This is a genomic window from Rubinisphaera italica, assembly GCF_007859715.1.
Lineage (GTDB): Bacteria > Planctomycetota > Planctomycetia > Planctomycetales > Planctomycetaceae > Rubinisphaera > Rubinisphaera italica.
On record NZ_SJPG01000001.1, the window covers coordinates 2,551,049 to 2,567,845 of the forward strand.

At 46.3% G+C, this 16,797-nt stretch carries 14 protein-coding genes; 6 read left to right on the forward strand and 8 right to left on the reverse strand.

Annotation, left to right across the window (positions count from 1 at the left end):
- Positions 1-6: 6 nt before the first annotated feature.
- The 3 genes from Pan54_RS09680 to Pan54_RS09690 all read right to left on the reverse strand — a co-directional run bounded on the left by Pan54_RS09680 (position 7) and on the right by Pan54_RS09690 (position 3,515).
- Positions 7-708 (reverse strand): hypothetical protein, encoded by a 702-nt coding sequence (locus tag Pan54_RS09680; protein ID WP_146503291.1) that lies wholly within the window; start codon positions 706-708, stop codon positions 7-9.
- A 218-nt stretch (positions 709-926) separates the two neighbouring features.
- Positions 927-2,873, reverse strand: a complete 1,947-nt coding sequence (locus tag Pan54_RS09685; protein WP_146503292.1) for a TIGR03545 family protein — start codon at positions 2,871-2,873, stop codon at positions 927-929.
- Positions 2,874-2,933: 60 nt separating this feature from the next.
- Positions 2,934-3,515 carry a TIGR03546 family protein gene (locus tag Pan54_RS09690; protein WP_146503293.1) on the reverse strand — a complete coding sequence of 194 codons (582 nt, stop codon included), beginning with the start codon at positions 3,513-3,515 and terminating at the stop codon, positions 2,934-2,936.
- Between the two features lie 232 nt (positions 3,516-3,747).
- Between Pan54_RS09690 and Pan54_RS09695 the strand changes: the two genes are divergently transcribed.
- The 6 genes from Pan54_RS09695 to Pan54_RS09720 all read left to right on the forward strand — a co-directional run bounded on the left by Pan54_RS09695 (position 3,748) and on the right by Pan54_RS09720 (position 11,745).
- Complete coding sequence (locus Pan54_RS09695; RefSeq protein WP_146503294.1) at positions 3,748-4,914, forward strand: XylR family transcriptional regulator; 1,167 nt, start codon at positions 3,748-3,750, stop codon at positions 4,912-4,914.
- Positions 4,915-5,392: 478 nt separating this feature from the next.
- On the forward strand, positions 5,393-6,520 hold the full coding sequence (locus Pan54_RS09700) for a hypothetical protein (RefSeq protein ID WP_146503295.1): 1,128 nt from the start codon (positions 5,393-5,395) through the stop codon (positions 6,518-6,520).
- Positions 6,521-6,633: 113 nt separating this feature from the next.
- Positions 6,634-7,863, forward strand: a complete 1,230-nt coding sequence (locus Pan54_RS09705) for a Glu/Leu/Phe/Val family dehydrogenase (protein WP_146503296.1) — start codon at positions 6,634-6,636, stop codon at positions 7,861-7,863.
- 1 nt (position 7,864) lies between these two features.
- Positions 7,865-8,431 (forward strand): cyclic nucleotide-binding domain-containing protein, encoded by a 567-nt coding sequence (locus Pan54_RS09710; RefSeq protein ID WP_146503297.1) that lies wholly within the window; start codon positions 7,865-7,867, stop codon positions 8,429-8,431.
- Between the two features lie 524 nt (positions 8,432-8,955).
- Complete coding sequence (locus Pan54_RS09715; protein ID WP_146503298.1) at positions 8,956-10,980, forward strand: sigma 54-interacting transcriptional regulator; 2,025 nt, start codon at positions 8,956-8,958, stop codon at positions 10,978-10,980.
- Between the two features lie 453 nt (positions 10,981-11,433).
- The gene (locus tag Pan54_RS09720; RefSeq protein WP_146503299.1) at positions 11,434-11,745 is read left to right on the forward strand and encodes a hypothetical protein; all 312 of its coding nucleotides are present in this window, start codon (positions 11,434-11,436) and stop codon (positions 11,743-11,745) included.
- Positions 11,746-11,841: 96 nt separating this feature from the next.
- Here Pan54_RS09720 and Pan54_RS09725 read toward each other — a convergent pair whose 3' ends face one another.
- From Pan54_RS09725 to Pan54_RS09745, 5 genes are all read right to left on the reverse strand, one after another.
- Positions 11,842-12,324 carry a GreA/GreB family elongation factor gene (locus Pan54_RS09725; RefSeq protein ID WP_146503300.1) on the reverse strand — a complete coding sequence of 161 codons (483 nt, stop codon included), beginning with the start codon at positions 12,322-12,324 and terminating at the stop codon, positions 11,842-11,844.
- 289 nt (positions 12,325-12,613) lie between these two features.
- Positions 12,614-13,750 (reverse strand): Gfo/Idh/MocA family protein, encoded by a 1,137-nt coding sequence (locus Pan54_RS09730; protein WP_146503301.1) that lies wholly within the window; start codon positions 13,748-13,750, stop codon positions 12,614-12,616.
- Positions 13,751-13,799: 49 nt separating this feature from the next.
- Entirely contained in the window at positions 13,800-14,210 is a 411-nt protein-coding gene (locus Pan54_RS09735; RefSeq protein ID WP_146503302.1) for a GxxExxY protein, read from the reverse strand.
- A gap of 45 nt (positions 14,211-14,255) precedes the next feature.
- Entirely contained in the window at positions 14,256-15,281 is a 1,026-nt protein-coding gene (locus Pan54_RS09740) for a sugar phosphate isomerase/epimerase family protein (RefSeq protein WP_146503303.1), read from the reverse strand.
- Positions 15,282-15,464: 183 nt separating this feature from the next.
- Positions 15,465-16,796, reverse strand: coding sequence for a hypothetical protein (locus tag Pan54_RS09745; RefSeq protein ID WP_146503304.1), 1,332 nt, complete (start codon positions 16,794-16,796; stop codon positions 15,465-15,467).
- Between the last annotated feature and the right edge of the window lies 1 nt (position 16,797).

Below are 16,797 nucleotides of genomic sequence, written 5' to 3' on the forward strand. Positions count from 1 at the left end.
AGTGATTTACTTGATGGGGGTTCCATAGATCTTGATCTCATCAAAACGACCGGGATCGTCGAACGAACCGATGCCGATGCGACCATGTTGAAAAGTCTTGTCAGTGGCAGTCATGATGGGAGTTTCCATGTCATCGAAATAGATTTCGATGGTTCCGTCCTGCACTTTGCGAACGACACGTGCGTGGTGCCATTCGTCATCCCAGTTTGTCCCGGGTGTCGTTTTCGTGGAAATCTTTGTGCGGGGAGCTTCGTTGACAATAAAAATCTGATTGGCGTGGTCGTCCGTTTTTTTGCCGAAATGGACATAATAGAAGTGAGATTCATCCTGGTAACCAAAAAACAGGCAGAGTGAACGATGGTTGTAGTCGGGGGAAGTGGATTGCAATTTCAAATCCAGGATCACATCACCATATTCTCCCGACTGATAGATGGCCCGATTATAGGGAGAGCGAACTGGCGGCTCGTAATTGCTCTTTTTCTTAATCAGGCTGAAAACATGGTTGTCTCCATCCTGCTGAATTTCCCAGGCTGCATCGTCTGTCGGTTTCCAGTTTTTTGTGCCGTGCTCGAAGTCTTCGGCTGTAATCAGAGGAAGCCCTTTGAGTGATTTGCCAGCAGGCTTTTCAGCTGAAGCTGTGATCGGCAAGACGAATGTGAGCAAAGCACAGATCAGGCTAGATTTATAAATTGACAAAAGCTTTTTCATGAATTGAGTCCTGGCAAACGCTGAGAGTAACAAAGGTTCAAACCATTAAGTTAGCCGACAGCAATTCGGTTCTCAATCATCGGGAAGATTTATCTATTGAATTGTCTCAAGTAAGAGACAGATTTGCTTCACAGAATAAGGGGGGAGCGCTCTTGAGTTGTAGCCCCGAATTGGAACACCTCCGGGGCTTCCGTTAAAGCGAAGCGGCACAAAGAGCATTATTTGATGAATCGATCAAGCAAGCCGCTGGTGGGGCGAATGGCGACGTTTTCGATCATTCCGTTGGCAAGCCGCTCATTGAGATTCAATTCCGTCAGCAGGGTTTGATACTGGTCGTTGATTTGCCCGTTAAATTTGTCGAGTTTTGAATCGATTTCACTCTGGGCAATCGCGAATGCTTCCCTTTGACGAAGATTCAATTCTTTCTGCAGGCTTTGCTGCAAGCCTGCGACTATCGTCTTGCCGATCTGAGAGTGGATTTCGAGAGTCGGCGATTTGATTGGTCCCGAAATACGAACTTCTCCTTCAATCTCATTGATCGACCTCAAGGCATTTCCCAATAAATCGGTGGGCGAGAAGGAACGGACATTCAACTGAGACAATGTTGTTGTGGTCAACTGGAGAGGACTCTCGACCAGGAAGCTGACGTCGTTCTGCTTCCATTTCAATTCCGCCTGCAGATTCAAACCGCTCGTCACGATGTGGAAATCAGCTACGAGTTGCTTTGCCTGCAGGGCGAGATTGAGTTTCTCATGCTTTGCAAGTTCCTGAGTTGGAAACTGATCCGTCGTTACATGACAGGAGAACTCCAGTTGAGGCGTAGAGGTTGTCTGATCCCATTTGCCATCGACGAGATACTGCCCCTGATGTTCAATCTCAAAGTGATAACTCATCGGCTTGCCATATTGCCGTTGATTATGAGTGATGTCCTGAAAATTACCGATAAAAGAGAGCGGTTTATCGTTCAGGTTCGCCAGTCCATTCAGTTTCATTTGGCGTATGAGGAAGGTTGGCAGGTTTTGAGAGGTATCGAAGTCAATCGTTCGACCGAGTTGACGCTCGGGCTCATAATCTTCCGTGGCAACGGCTAGACATTTCTGGACAAAGGGGATCCAGGCCGATAGTTTTTCGAATTTACGAGCCGCTTCCGGGCCGACGATTGCGATGGTTAAATCATTGGCATTTAAAGGGATGGCATCGATTTGTTGTCGAAGTTGTTCATAATCTCGATTCTTGGCAGATTCGAGTTCTACCAGATCGATGCGAACTAGCTGAGGTAATTCTTTGAACTCATTTTTGATCCGTTTACTTTCGTTAACCAGTTCATCCACTTTCCTGGCGATACGGGCAAATTCATTGAGTTTGTCGAGTGGGTTGCCTCGCTTGGCTTCTTCAAGTTGCTTTTTCAAGGAGTCAATTTCGACTTTTAATTGTTTCGACTCTAGCTCATACGACTGGAAACGATCCTGCCAATAACTTTCTTTGAGCTTGGCCAGTTGGACGGTTTCTAGCTTGTTGGGATCGTAAGCTTCGAGGGTCTGTTCGAGCAGACTTTGCAGAAATGATTGACCTGCCTGTTTGGCGTAATCGCCGATTACATGAGCTTGTTCTCCAAACGGAATGGACCACTCTCCGGCTTCGCTTTCAACATTTGCGAAGTCGAGTGTGGAATCGGTATTCCAGTGAATATCATCGATGTTTGCCTCATCGACGATAAATTTCTTTCTCAATAAAGCGTTGCGGTCCAGCTGAATATGAACTTTTCCAATTTCCAATGCGTTTGCACCAGCGTGATTCCGGCTGCCAATTTCAATCTTTTTCAATTCGAGATTGGTCTGAAAGAAATTGGAATTGAGTTGCTGGATACCGACAACGGTTTGAAGAGTCGCCGAGGCTCCTTGCGTGATCACCAAATGGAGCAAGGGTTCAAAACCAAAAGTGATCGTCGCCCAGCATACGATCGCCAGTGTGAGCCGCGGAACGAGATAACCCCAGCGGATACTGGGACGAAGAGAGTTCCGCTTCTTCAACAATTGTTTCGCGTTTGAAGGGCGCGCTGGCTGAATTCTGAGTTGATGATTCTTCCGCGCAAACTCCGCCTCCCCCTGCCCTTTGTTAAGAGCAAGATTGAAAGATGTCAGGGAATATGAATGAGAGGATTTCATCTAATGACCTCATGGGCATCGAAGGAGAGGGAATTTGATGGAAGCGATTTCCATAGCAGTTCAAATGGCAGAATTGATCTTCTCTGCCCATTCTGCTCCCCACAGCCATGTCGCAACTCGGTATTTTTTAATGCGAGCCGTTATGACTGGTTCGTACTTTCGGACAAGCGGCAGAATACAGCAATATGCTGGCAAGCTAAGCAAGCATCCCAGAAGTAACGAACCCATAACAAGGGTATTGTTAAAATCTGTCCAGGGGACGAGAGGTAGAGAATACAGCCAGTACCAAAGTGGTTGCAGAGTGTCTTGAGTAAGCACGAATTCGCCGAGCTTTGCGCAAATCGAATCCAAGGAAATAGAAACCCAGGAGAAGAGAAAAGTGCTGAAAAAAAGAGCGGGCAAGCTGATGCTAAATGAAGAAACCCCCATAAGCACAAGTAACGCCAGCAGGTTTCCCTTAGGAATCAATCCCACCATAAGTCCACAGGCGATGCCTGCAGCGATTTGTCGATGAGAGCACTCAGCTGTCAATGCACGAATAAATAGACGTAACGATTTCACGATAAACATGGTTTGTCCCCCGACAATTGCTCTAAAAAATGGGGCAAATCCCCAATCCGAGCCTCTTTTTGCAATCGACACAACGATTACGTTCCCCCCGTTTTAACTTATCGGTATTCTAAAGCCGTTTCCAAATTAATATTTCGAGTTCTGCCTGAGCAAATGCAGTATTTCGAGGTAACTAACGTACTCGCGAAAGCAAATCATATTTACAATGCTGTATTAAGGGGCTAAGTCAGAGGCCTGTTCCCTAATAATTCGATTTGTAAGATTTGCATAAACCATCAATGCCGATGTGCACGAACAGAGAGAGATGACAGAACGTCCACGAGTTGCATTGTTTGTTGAAACCTCCAGTGAATTTGGAAGGCTGGTTCTGCGTGGGATCAAGCAATATTTGCAGGCTCATACCTCCTGGTCGATTTATCTGCAACAAAGGGATTTACATACACGTCTCCCAGTCTGGCTGAATGATTGGCGTGGGAATGGAATCATCAGTCGTTCGACAAATCCTCAATTTGCCGAACTTATTCTGGAATCGGGTCTTCCCATTGTCGATTTGACGGATCGCTGGGGCGATTTGGGGTTACCTCAAATCTGGGCCGATCATTATGCGATCGGCCGAATGGCGGCTGAGCATTTGATTGAACGTCAGTTTCGCCATTTTGGTTTTGCAGGTTTTCAGGACGAATCCTGGTCGGAATTACGATATCGTGGCTTTCAGGATGCCATTCAGTCAGCTGGATTTTCCACCGCTTATTTCGTCTCGCCCTGGGAAATGACACCTGGCAAGAGCTGGGACGACGAATTTACCTCGCTGGTGAACTGGATCAAAACTCTTCCGAATCCTGTTGGAATCATGGCCGCGAATGATATCCGTGGCCAGCAGATTCTTGATGCCTGCTGTGAAGTTGACTTGGCGGTGCCGGAACAGGCCGCAGTGATCGGGTGCGATAATGATGCGATCCGCTGTGAATTATGCGATCCCCCGTTGACAAGCATCATGCCAAATGCCGAGCGAATCGGATATCGGGCCGCAGAATTGCTGGATCAATTGATGAACGGAATTCACAAGGATGAGACGCGGGAGGTTATCAAGCCGTTGGGGATTTTGACACGCAAATCAACTGACATTCTGGCAATTGACGATGCCGATATTGCCGAGGCGGTTCGGATTATCCGTGAACAGGCACTTTCCGGCTTACGTGTGGAAGATATTTTGGAATTGGTCCCAATTTCACGTAGCACTCTCGAACGTGGTGTGAGAAAGTATCTCAAACGCTCCCCACAGGCAGAAATTCGACGTGTGCAACTTTCTCATGCCTGCGATCTATTAGTGCAAACCGATTTAACGCTGCCTGAAATTGCCAGAAGATGCGGATTTGTGCATTCCGAATATTTCAGTGTTGTTTTCAAACGACAAATTCGCATAACACCAGGCCAATATCGAACACTAAACACGTCTTCCACGGCTTATTGACTGAAGTATTGCGAAATTCAGTCAGAAGATAATTCCAGATCTGCTGAATGAGTCACCAGATTAACTTTTTCCACAAAGATCAGAGAGGACACAGAGTTTTTTGGGAGAAGTCTCATCTATTTTTCTGAATGAATCAATAAAGTAAATCGGATGAGCAGAGATCTTCGACGAGGTCCATCCGTGGTTCATATTCAAGAATTGGCGTTTTGCAAAACTTCAGTTATTAATCATAAAACTGTGTAAATTAGTAGATCTGAATTCATCGAGATTCGATTGCGATTGATCAAGCGAGTGGAGGATCGATTTGTAAATGATCTGGTGCCGAATTTGGTTTGTAAAGTTTACTGAAAGCAGGGATCTCTCTTTTCTCAAATGGTCAATCTCGACTACATTTGGCGCATACATTTCACATCAAGTTCCGTTCTGTGAGCTTTCTCATTAACTCACTCAATCTCTCTCCATAAACTAGGTTTCTATCGTGCCGAGGTTTCGGTGTTTAATTCTGGGTTTACTCATACTGTGCGGTCTCGCTGCAGGTAGCGAGTATGTACTGCGATACCATCTTGATCTGGCAGCTCCGAAAATCGGTTTGAACTCTCAATACTTCGGCTGGACAACCTGCGATCACAGTTTTCTGGCGGCTCCTGTGAACCAAACGATCACCTATACGATTAAACCTGGAGTTTCAAATGAACTCCATTTCGGAAGTTCAGGATTTCGTCAGTCTGCAACCAAGGGCAACTCCACTGCACCTGAAACGATTTGTCTGGGAGATGAGCGGGTGCTCGCACCAGAAATCAAGCATCAGCAGACGTTTGTTGCTCTGTGGAGTCAAATGTCAGGTTCTTCCAGTGGAGGCGTCGCGGACGAAACCGTCCACAATGGCGGAATGCCGTTAGGGTGTCCCCTGTTGTGGCAAATTCAATTGGACGAAAGAATAATACCGCACCATCCGCGCCGAGTCGTTTGCTTTATAGGACGGCAAAGTCTGCAGAACGATTTCAATATTCGACGTTCAGTTGTTTTTGATGAAGATGGTCAAATTGTCGCCTGTAAACACCCCGGCATTAAGGCTGAAAACAGGAAGTCCACACAAGCCGGACAGAAGAATCCTTTGGAAGAGTATGCCCTGCTTCGGCTCGGATTTCCTTTCATCTGCAAACTCTTTTTAAACGATACGCCCCAAAGTGATCCATTACGGACTGCAGGTCCTTTGGTGACGAAGATCGAGGGCTCAAGAGAATTTCTCCAGTTGAGTCTACATCCATTGCTCAATATTGCCGAGCGTTGTCGAGCAGTGAACATTGAGTTTGTTGTGGTCTATCTCCCGGATCAAAGTGAGGTAATGGATCGTGAAGGAAACCAAATTCATGGGAATATCTCTGCAGATCATCGTGAGGTTGTCAGCGAGTATTTAATGGCTGCCGGGGTGCCGTTTATCGATTTGACTTCATTGCTCCAGTCAGATCCTCAAGTTTCAAACGCTTTTCTGAATCAGAGCGACCATTTCTCAGTGGTCGGTCATCAGATGATCGCCGATCTGCTCATACGATCGTTTAATCACACGCTGGCAGCGAAACCGATGGGAAATCGCGTCACGAATTGAAATAAAGTTTCGCTTATGTGTTAAGAGGCTTGAGTTCCAGTCGGAATCGCTCGAATAATATCTATGATTAGATAGCGATTTTCACAGTATTGATATCACATCCAGGATGAACCATGCACGCAAGTGAATCTACAGATCGTTATTTCCGAGAAGCTGCCAACATCATGGGACTCTCTTCCAATATGCAAACGCTTTTATTGACGCCAGAACGCGAGGTCAAAGTTCAGGTTGCCATGGAAATGGACAATGGAGAGATCGCTACTCACATTGGGTATCGGATTCAACACAATAAATCACGTGGTCCAATGAAGGGCGGGCTGAGATATCATCCAGAAGTTGATCAGGATGAGGTGCTCTCACTGGCAACATTGATGACCTGGAAAACTGCGATTGTGGACATTCCTTATGGTGGAGCGAAAGGTGGAATTCAAATTGATGCCCGTAAATTAAGCATCTCCGAGCTTGAACGATTGACAAGAAAATTTATTGACGAAATTCACGACATGATTGGGCCTGACAAAGACATCCCTGCCCCTGACATGGGCACCAATGCTCAAGTCATGGCCTGGATTATGAATCAATATCAGAAATATCATGGATTCAGTCCTGCTTGTGTGACAGGAAAGCCTGTCGAATTGCATGGGGCTGATGGAAGAGAAGAAGCGACCGGGCGTGGGGTTGGGTTACTGACCATCGCTCTGCTGGAAAAAATGAAGGAAGGAATTGAAGGCTCAAGAATTGCCATCCAGGGATTTGGTAACGTCGGACGCTACGCGGTTCAGTTTCTCCATGAACGAGGAGCAAAAATCATTTCGACGTCCGATGCCTATGGAGGATTGTTGAATGAAGACGGAATCGATATCCACGCGCTTTGCAATCATGTGGAGAAAACCGGCAAAGTCGTCGAATTTAATGGAGCTGATGCGATTGCGAATAATGAACTTTTGACCTGCAATTGCGATGTCCTGATTCCCGCTGCAATTGGTGGCGTATTGACACCAGAAATCGCACCGGACATTCGTGCCAAATATATCATTGAAGCCGCTAATAACCCGACCCATCCGGAAGCTGACCAGCTCTTAAATTCACGGGGCATAGTTATTCTTCCTGATGTACTCGCTAACGCGGGGGGAGTGACGGTCAGTTATTTTGAATGGGTACAGAATCGCCAGCATTTTCGCTGGGAGTTAGAGCGTGTCCGCCAGGAACTGGACAGTATAATGACGAAAGCCTTTGATAAAACATGGGATCTTGCAACCGAGAAAAAAGTCAATCTTCGTCTGGCAGCTTATCTTCTTGGGATTGGGCGCGTTGGCCGAGCTACTGTTATGGGAGGAATCTGAGATGAGTTCAAATATCACAGACTTAATTAACAATTCTCAAGCCACAGAGCTTGATTTTAAAGAATCACCGTTACTGAGAGGTTTAAACCAGAAGCAGATCGAAATCGTTGTCTCGGTAATGGAACATCTCTGTTACGAAGCCAATACGCTCGTTCTTAAGCAGGGAGAGCAGAATAAAGGGCTGTGGCTAATTAGCGAAGGTTGCTGTGAGGTCACACGTTACAGCCTAAACCATGAAAAGCATCGTGTGATTGCTGTGCTTGGTCCTGGCACAATATTTGGTGAGATGTCCTTTTTCCGTAAAACGCCTCACTCGGCAAATGTCAGAACAGTTTCCAATTCGACGGTTCATATGTTGAGCCAGGAAGCTTTTGAACAATTGCGACAGGATTCAAGTGAAATTGCAGCCACGATTTTAATCAATCTTGTTTCTGTTGTTTCCGAACGCCTCAAGTTGATGGATGGGTGGGTATGTGCGCTGACAGAACAAACCGAAGTTCCAGCCAATAACAAGTATGAAGAATGGCATGACTTCCGCGCCAAGCTTTATCGCGAGTGGAATTTCTGAATAATCTCATCTTGATGGCGGTTGGCTATTTGATGAATTCGATTGTGATTGTCACCACCTGATTCGATACAAGTCAGAATTGCACAACTCTGAAAACCTGAAACCGTGGCATTGATCTGGTGACAGGTTTGTAAATCATATCCCCGCTGACGGATCTTCCTCGCAAACCGCTTATTTCACCGTTCGCTCGTCACTGTGTCAGTTTCTTGCCAGGGAAGAATAAATACACGACAACGGGGGGCGTCATATTTATTTGACGGCCATTATTAAACCCTGAAAGGGGACGTGTGCCGCCTCACGACTAGATTTGCGAGTCTCCGTTAACGAATTCGCATTGCGTTGTCGGGCTGAAATAAAATGCTTCTCCTCAATTTTAAGTGTGTCACAGTACTGGTATAAATCTGATTCATCACCATAATGGATCGAGTCATGCTCTTTGGCTCGGTAAGGCAAGATTGTTTCGTTAAATTTGCCCGTGTCATATTCGACAGATTCCTGATTGATTTGCTGTTGAGGTCGTTCCGTTGGTTACTCAAAAACCCATCAATACAGAAGGTTCCTTTTTTCTGGTTGTTAGTGAAGGGGTGGCCTCAGAGCAGAGATTTCCCTTACATCCAGATCAAATCACCGATATTGGTCGGGCCGGTACCAATCGCGTCGTGCTTCGAGACGATATCTGTAGTCGCAATCACTGTGAAATCTTTCACATCAGCACTGGCTGGATGCTTCGTGATCGTTCGAGTCGAAATGGAACTTACCTGAACGAAACGCGGGTCGATCGTGATCGCCCACTCGTAGACGGTGACATCATTCGCATTGGCGAAACCTTGATGTTATTTACGACTGATGAGTCGGCATCGTTAAAACGCCGGGCACCGCGTACCGACTCTGACACCGCAACCGACCTTCGCATTCCTGACGAATCGGCTGCTTTGCCCGAGATTATCCATCGCCAGAAGCATTCTTCATTGAGAGATCGGGATGCCAACTCGCGAACAATCGATAAAAGTTCCAGTGCGAAACTTTCTCGTCTGTATCAAATCGCAATCAAAATGGGAGACGCCACAAGTTCTCAGGAGTTGGCTGATATTGTTCTGGATGGACTGGTTGGGATTACAGGAGCAGATATTGGAGCCGTGCTCACGCAGCCATCCAGTGTCTCCCGGCGTAGAAAAAAAGTCAATTCAACATCCGATTTGATTGTCACAAGTTATCGCAGTCTCGAAGGACAGCCTTATCACAAGGTCTCCACAACACTCACTCGTGATGTTCTCAAATCGGGCGAAGCAATCCTGGCTCGCGATATTTCGATCCGAGCAGATCTTTCAAGTCGCGATAGTCTTGAAGATATGCAGGCTCAAAGTTTAGTCATTGCCCCCGTGTTGGATGGCTCGGAATTATTTGGACTGATCCACCTGTATTCTACGAATCCAGAAAATCCGCTCGATGCCAATGGCCTCGATTATACCCTGGCTGTCGCCGACCAATTGGCAATTGCACTTAAAAGTCTATTACGTCAGCAGGATTTACAGGATGGTTTGCAAAAAGCGACCAGTGAAAATAAACAGCTTCGCGAACAGTTAGCAATCGAAAGTGAGCTTGTTGGAAGCAGTGAGGCCATGGACCACTTGAGAGAAACCATTGGCCTGGTCGCTCCGACCGATACTGCCGTTCTGATCCGTGGTGAGAGCGGCTCTGGAAAAGAACTGGTGGCTCGTGCGATTCATTTCAATAGTAAAAGAAAAGAGGGACCGTTTGTTTGCATGAACTGCGCAGCTCTGAGTGAAAGTCTGCTCGAAAGTGAATTGTTTGGGCATGAACGGGGAGCATTCACGGGGGCAACTGGGCTCAAGCACGGGAAATTCGAACAGGGACACCAAGGGACTCTATTCCTGGATGAAGTCGGCGAGATGAGCCCGGCAATTCAGGCGAAATTTCTTCGTGTTCTGGAAGGTCACTCCTTTGAACGTGTGGGAGGCTCGGTTCCCATTAATGTCAATGTGAGACTGGTGGCTGCGACAAATCGAGATCTGGAAAGGGCTGTCCGAGAGAATTTGTTTCGAAAAGACTTGTATTTTCGGCTGCAGGTTCTGGAAATTACTGTTCCGGCTTTGAGAGAGCGTATGGAAGACGTCCCTATCCTGGCTGAATTCTTTGCTCAGCGTTTTGCAAATAAATCAGGCCGGAGAGCCATTTCCTTTACAGATACAGCAATGAAAAAGCTGACTCGATACGAATGGCCTGGAAATGTTCGCGAATTGCAGAATACTGTTGAACGCGCCGTCGTGCTCTGTATTGGCGATACAATTCAGGGCGAACAAATCCTGCTCTCCCGCTTAGACGAGCCTGAACTGAATGAGATTCTTCCTCAAAAACCTCCTCAGAGTTATGCAGAGCTTTCAATCGAAGAAATCGAACGCGATCATATTCTGAGAACTTTGGAATCGACAGAAGGGAATAAGTCCAAAGCCGCACAGATTCTGGGAATCGAACGCTCGACGCTCGATAGAAAACTCAAGAAGTATGGTCTTAAAATCACCCGTGATTAATTCTTTTATCTCTTTGCTTGATTTCTTCCTGGAATTTCAATCCCTTTTCAAATCAGTGTCGATGGATGACAAGAAGCTGATCAGATCAAATTGCATGATCTTTGATCTGTCAATGGACAGAGTTGTGAGAATCTGTGGATTTTGTGCAAAATTTTATTGACATAATGCGACTTCAGCCCGAGAATCAACTACGGAGTCACACAAGGTTTCCTCCCACATTTTTCACACATGGAATCTTATTGAATTGAACGACCAAAGAGACGCTGCATAGTCGTATATTCAGTAGGACCTCGGATGCAAGTTTCCTCAATCGTATCGCGCTGATACTTCTGATTGAGTTGAATTGCATTTCGCAGAGGGGTGATTGAAAAATATTCCTACCTACTACGGAAGAAACTTACGCTCACCACACGTTAATCGACAAATGTTCACAGTTTAAGAATGGAGCAGAGAATGCGAAAATCGAAGAAAGTCGAACCAGATTATGAATTAATGTTCGACGACCAGGGCGCTTATGTCGCCGATTTCTCCGACGCTTTCGACATGGATGAGTTCGAAAATCTCGGGATTGACCCTGATACCCCGACGGATGCCAAACCTGGTTCGGAAGATAAGGTCATGATGCTGGCCGCACGCTATGCAGCAGGGATGCCACTTTGGCACGACAACGACTGTTACGATCATGCTCCCGTACTTGATGCTGATTTGCTCTCAGGTGTAGAGGGTGATCTAAACGAAGACCCAATCGAGGAAGAACTCCTTTAATGGATTTCTTCAGCTGATTGCATTGTTAATTCTCAGATCAATTAAAAACGGAGCCGATTGGCTCCGTTTTTTTTGTTTCACTGCAAAATGCAGGCATTACTCAAAGTCAACAATCTTGATGACTTCCAATTCGCGAATTCCTTGAGGTGTCTCAACACTGACTTTATCGCCAACTTTTTTCCCTTCCATCGCTTGAGCGAGTGGACTGGAAGTCAGAATTTTCATCGGTTCGCAGTCATAATCTTCTTCGCCGGGGCCGACGAATTCGTAGACTTCTTCGTCATTCCACTTCAGATCATTGACCGTCACTGTCGACCCGAACGTAACCACTCCCTTGGGCATATTGGCTTTATCGACAATATAGCAATTTGCAAGCTTGGTTTTGAGCTGATTGACTTTCGCCTGCGCCATCCCCTGCTGTTCAAGCTGTCCGTGATACTCCGTATTTTCTTTCAAATCGCCTTCAGACCGTGCCTCTGCCAGTCGTTCGGTGATTTCCGGAATCACAACGGACTCGAGATGCTTGATCTCTGCCTTGATTTTTTCATGGCCTTCACGCGTAATAGGTTGACGATCCATGAGTCTTCTCCTCCCGTAAAAAAAGACGGGTCGCAGCAAATTCGCTGCGCCCCGTTTAAGCATTATTTTACCGCGACACAATTGATACTCACCTGATGTTTCTGAAAATTCAGAATAACTCGGGAGCACGATCTGTGAAAATAGCAGTTTTCAATCATTATAGAAAGTGTGAAATCATTATATCACCACTTCCCGGCCATAAACACAATTAGACCAATATCAAATGCTATCTGCAGTCGCATGGACACCAAATGTCCTGAAAACGCTGTGTTTGCTCCTGCTGAACGCTCTAGACAGACTGCCAGGAACGTTCGGCTGCACTTTTCAGCACGGCATCACATACTTGTGCAGTTTCGAGGGCATCTCGGAATGTTGGATGGCAAGGTTCGCCTGTTTCCAGAGATTTCAGGAAGTCTGCCACCTGATTGACAAACGTGTGTTCGTAGCCGATGCAAAGTCCTGGAACCCAGTAATGATCCATATAAGGTTGATCACCATCGGTAATGTGGATAGTTCTCCATCCTCGGACGATCGATTCGTCAGAATGATCGAAATACTCCAGGCGATTCAAATCGTGCAGATCCCAGCGGATTGAGGCATTCTCGCCATTAATTTCAAAAGTATATAAGGCTTTATGACCGCGGGCGTATCGAGTCGATTCAAACAGTCCCAGCGAACCATTTTCGAAATGACAATGGAATAGACAGGCATCATCAATACCGACCTTTTCCACTTTTCCTGTCAGATTGTGCATTCGCTCTTTGACGAAGGTTTCCGTGACTGCGGAAACATCTTTGATCGACCCATTGAGCCACAATGCGGTATCGATACAGTGGGCCAGCAGATCGCCTGTCACGCCGGAACCCGCAGCTTTGGCATCCAGTCGCCACAGTGCTGCTCCTCCCTGAGGGAGATCAGAATTGATCGTCCAATCCTGCAGGAAGTTCGCGCGATAATGGAAAATCTTGCCAAGTTTTCCAGAATCAATAATCTGCTTGGCTAGAGTTACAGCAGGTACACGGCGATAATTGTACCAAACCGTATTCGGCACACCCGCTTTTTCGACCGCTTCGACCATCGGTAGAGATTCCTCCGTCGTACGAGCCAGTGGCTTTTCACACAGAACCATCTTGCCAGCCTCGGCAGCAGCAATCGCAACTTCAGCATGCTGATCGTTCGGAGTAACGATATCGATCGCATCAATATCATCCCGCTCAATCAGCTTTTTCCAGTCGGTTTCACAGGACTGGAATTGCCACTGATCGGCAAACGCCTGGGCTTTATCTTCCGTCCGCCCACAGACTGCCTGTAAAACAGGGCGATAGGCCAACTCCGGGAAGAAATCATTCACCCGTTTGTACGCATTCGTATGCGTCCGCCCCATAAATCCATAACCAACCAAACCAATGCGAAGTTCTTTTTGCATGTTTTCTCTCCAGATATTGAACCGCCAAGACGCCAAGACGCCAAGAAAATTAAGAGTTAAAATAACTACTCAACACAACTCTTTGGAGTCCGTCTTTTAATAGGCGAGTGTTAAAGTTAATTAATAATCCAAGATTCAAATTTGTAGCTCTCAGGTAACTGATAACCTGTGCTTTGTGTATTGGTGCCAACTCAGTGACTGCTTTTAGCTCAACAATGATTTTCGCAGTCGAATTTTTGACGAGGAAATCGAGACGATGCTCTCCAATACATTTTCCTCGGTATTGCAATGGCAGTGGAAGCTGTCTTTCGTAACTGATTTTGAGATGTTGAAGTTCCACTTCTAATGCTGATTCATAGATCGATTCCAGATAACCCGGCCCCAAATGTCGATGCACAGATATGCAAGCACCAATAACGTTTCTTGCCAATTCATCTTCATTTGAAGTCGGTTCACTCACATTCAAGACTCTTCTTTACTTGGCGTCTTGGCGGTTAATTCAAAATCAGTTCCAGCCGTGGGCGTCGCGGACTTTGATCATGGTTCCCAGAATCGTATTCCATGTGGAAGCTTTCTCGAGCATTTCGTTCGGGAACATGCATCCATCCCAGCAGATATGTTCGATTTCCCGGTCCGCTGCCCCTTTGAGCCAGTAGCCGGAGCATTTCACGATATCGAGCTTTCCATTCGGATCGTCAGCCGGGCAATGTTTACCGGTTTTGTCATGCGAGCCGGTTCCGTGGACTTCGCCATCGTTTTGAGCGACATGGAAGTCGATTGTCCAGGGGCGCAGGGCATCGGTCATGGTTTCGTAGGCTGTCCAGAATTCGCCATCGGTATAACCCGGCTTGAGCAAGGCGTTCTTTTCCGAATTGTAACCCATCAAGTACAGATAAGTGTGAGCCAGATCCGCCTGAAAACCCAGGGTAGCAGGACGATCGACGGCTTCGAGAAGATTGACCATGTCTTTCCAGGAGTGCATCCCGGCCCAGCAGATTTCTCCTTCTGCAGCCAGTCGTTCGCCATGGTCATCAGCAATGTCAGCCGCTTTGCGGAATGTTTCGGCGATCCGTTTCGTGCCCGCTTCCTGGTTTTTATCCCAGTCTGCAACACCTGTCGCAGAGTCGATTCGAATGCAACCATAGCTGCGGACGCCATGCTCATTGAAAATTTTGGCGATACGGCATGCCTTTTCGACAGCCAGCAAAAACTTCTCCTGAGCCTCATCATCACCCATAGCCGAATCACCGACCGTACCCGGCCAGATAGGTGCGACCAGGGAGCCGACTTTCAGATTATAGCCAGCGATTTTATCGGCAATTGCCTTCAAATCGTCCTCAGAGGCATCAGGATCGGTATGCGGATGGAACAGGAAATAATCAATCCCTTCAAACTTCTGACCATCGACTTCGGCAGCAGCAGTCAATTCCAGCATTCGGTCCAGGCTGATCGGCGGATGGTCAGTCCCCTCCTCTTTACCAACCAGTCCTGGCCACATGGCATTATGCAATTTGGGTTGAGTGTTCGACATTTTGGTGTCCTGTTTATGTTTGATTTAAGCGGATATCGATAAGTTCATCATTCAATCGAGCGGGGATTCCCAGACTGATCAATGGAGCGTGATATAATCTGGCGTAGATTTCAACTCTGCGGAAAGATTTTGAAAGGAATTCGGGACGAAGTCACTCAATTTAGAAGTTATAAGGGCTTCGGGTTACCGTTTCATCCAGTTTGCGAACAGGGTCGTGATGAGTTGAATTGCAGGATCCACTCTCACCAAGCGATAGAAACGAGATCTGGCAGATGAGGAAGATTGATTCTCCGAGTTTGGCTGATTGAGCAAATGTTCAACGTCTTGCCAGTTCAGTCCGTGATTCAATGCCTCGCTGCAAAATTTCTTCCTCCAGGAGGCCTGATAGTGATTTAGAATGATTTTTTGTCTTATTAATTCGCCTTGCTTGAAGTTGACATAGTATCCAACGCACAGCCCAAGTAAGACAGAAAACAGGCCTAGCAAGAACCAAACGTTAGCATCTCTGGATTGAAAAGGCCCCAATACGGATATCCCAATAATTCCCATCAAGAGCATACAGCCACACATACACGATATGAACAAGACTCGATTCACATGCTTCCACCAGAAAGTCGATTCGACTTCCTCGAATTCTCTCTCATCAGGTCCGAGATCTTGCAACTTGGGATTTGAATCATTTTGGTGGATAAGTTGCTGACTGGCATCCATTAAAATCCAAGGGACTACTTCATTCAATAACTGATTGTAATTGTTGTCTGTTGTTGGTGAGTGTTTCAGGATTTCAGGAAGATTGTTCACCAAAAGGTTACGGTGCCTTCTGAAGACTTCGAGTTTGTCGTCATAAATGCAGTAATCAACAATCAATTTGTAGGCAAAGTCATTTCGGCTTTCATATTTGAAAAATGACTTTTGAGATCGCGCAATGAAATATTTAATTACTTCTGAAAATTCGCGTTCGAAGTCGAGATTTTGGTCGAAGAATTGAGGATTGCTATCGAGAAAATATTCGATTTCCTGGTACCCTTCTCCTCGTTCCAGAACAGTCAGAGCAGGTAGAAGTCGGCTGGCCAGATAGATTAATGAATACTCACTCGAAATCGCGTGAAGTGTAGTTATTTTTCGCCATAACTTAATGAATCGAACTGTTGAGACCTTCCCATTCAATCCCTCGGATTCAGCTCGAATCAATTGCATCCATGCGGGTGTTGAAATGAACGAAAAAGAATAAGGTGGAAGTCTGTTGGCAAGCAAAGTGATCCACTCTTCCAGCTGCTCGTCGGGAATATTGGTTCGGGAGTATTCTAAGAGATACTCATTTAGTAATGGTGCACTGTGAAGGTTGTTTATCCCGCGGATCAGCCATTCAGCGAAATTTTCGTCTTCAGCAGTTTCATCAATCACGTCCGACAAGACTGCCAGAGAAAGAAAGTCTTCTTCAGTCTTATAATTCTGGTCGAGAAGAGATTGATAAATCTCAATAAGCGGACGTCCTTCCTGCAGTTTGGCGCACACA

Excerpts from the sequence above, each read along its gene's own strand:
- Pan54_RS09725 (WP_146503300.1), bottom strand. The coding sequence starts at position 12,324 with ATGGATCGTCAACCTATTACGCGTGAAGGCCATGAAAAAATCAAGGCA.
- Pan54_RS09680 (WP_146503291.1), bottom strand. The coding sequence starts at position 708 with ATGAAAAAGCTTTTGTCAATTTATAAATCTAGCCTGATCTGTGCTTTG.
- Pan54_RS09740 (WP_146503303.1), bottom strand. The coding sequence starts at position 15,281 with ATGTCGAACACTCAACCCAAATTGCATAATGCCATGTGGCCAGGACTG.
- Pan54_RS09710 (WP_146503297.1), top strand. The coding sequence starts at position 7,865 with ATGAGTTCAAATATCACAGACTTAATTAACAATTCTCAAGCCACAGAG.
- Pan54_RS09705 (WP_146503296.1), top strand. The coding sequence starts at position 6,634 with ATGCACGCAAGTGAATCTACAGATCGTTATTTCCGAGAAGCTGCCAAC.
- Pan54_RS09720 (WP_146503299.1), top strand. The coding sequence starts at position 11,434 with ATGCGAAAATCGAAGAAAGTCGAACCAGATTATGAATTAATGTTCGAC.
- Pan54_RS09685 (WP_146503292.1), bottom strand. The coding sequence starts at position 2,873 with ATGAAATCCTCTCATTCATATTCCCTGACATCTTTCAATCTTGCTCTT.
- Pan54_RS09695 (WP_146503294.1), top strand. The coding sequence starts at position 3,748 with ATGACAGAACGTCCACGAGTTGCATTGTTTGTTGAAACCTCCAGTGAA.
- Pan54_RS09730 (WP_146503301.1), bottom strand. The coding sequence starts at position 13,750 with ATGCAAAAAGAACTTCGCATTGGTTTGGTTGGTTATGGATTTATGGGG.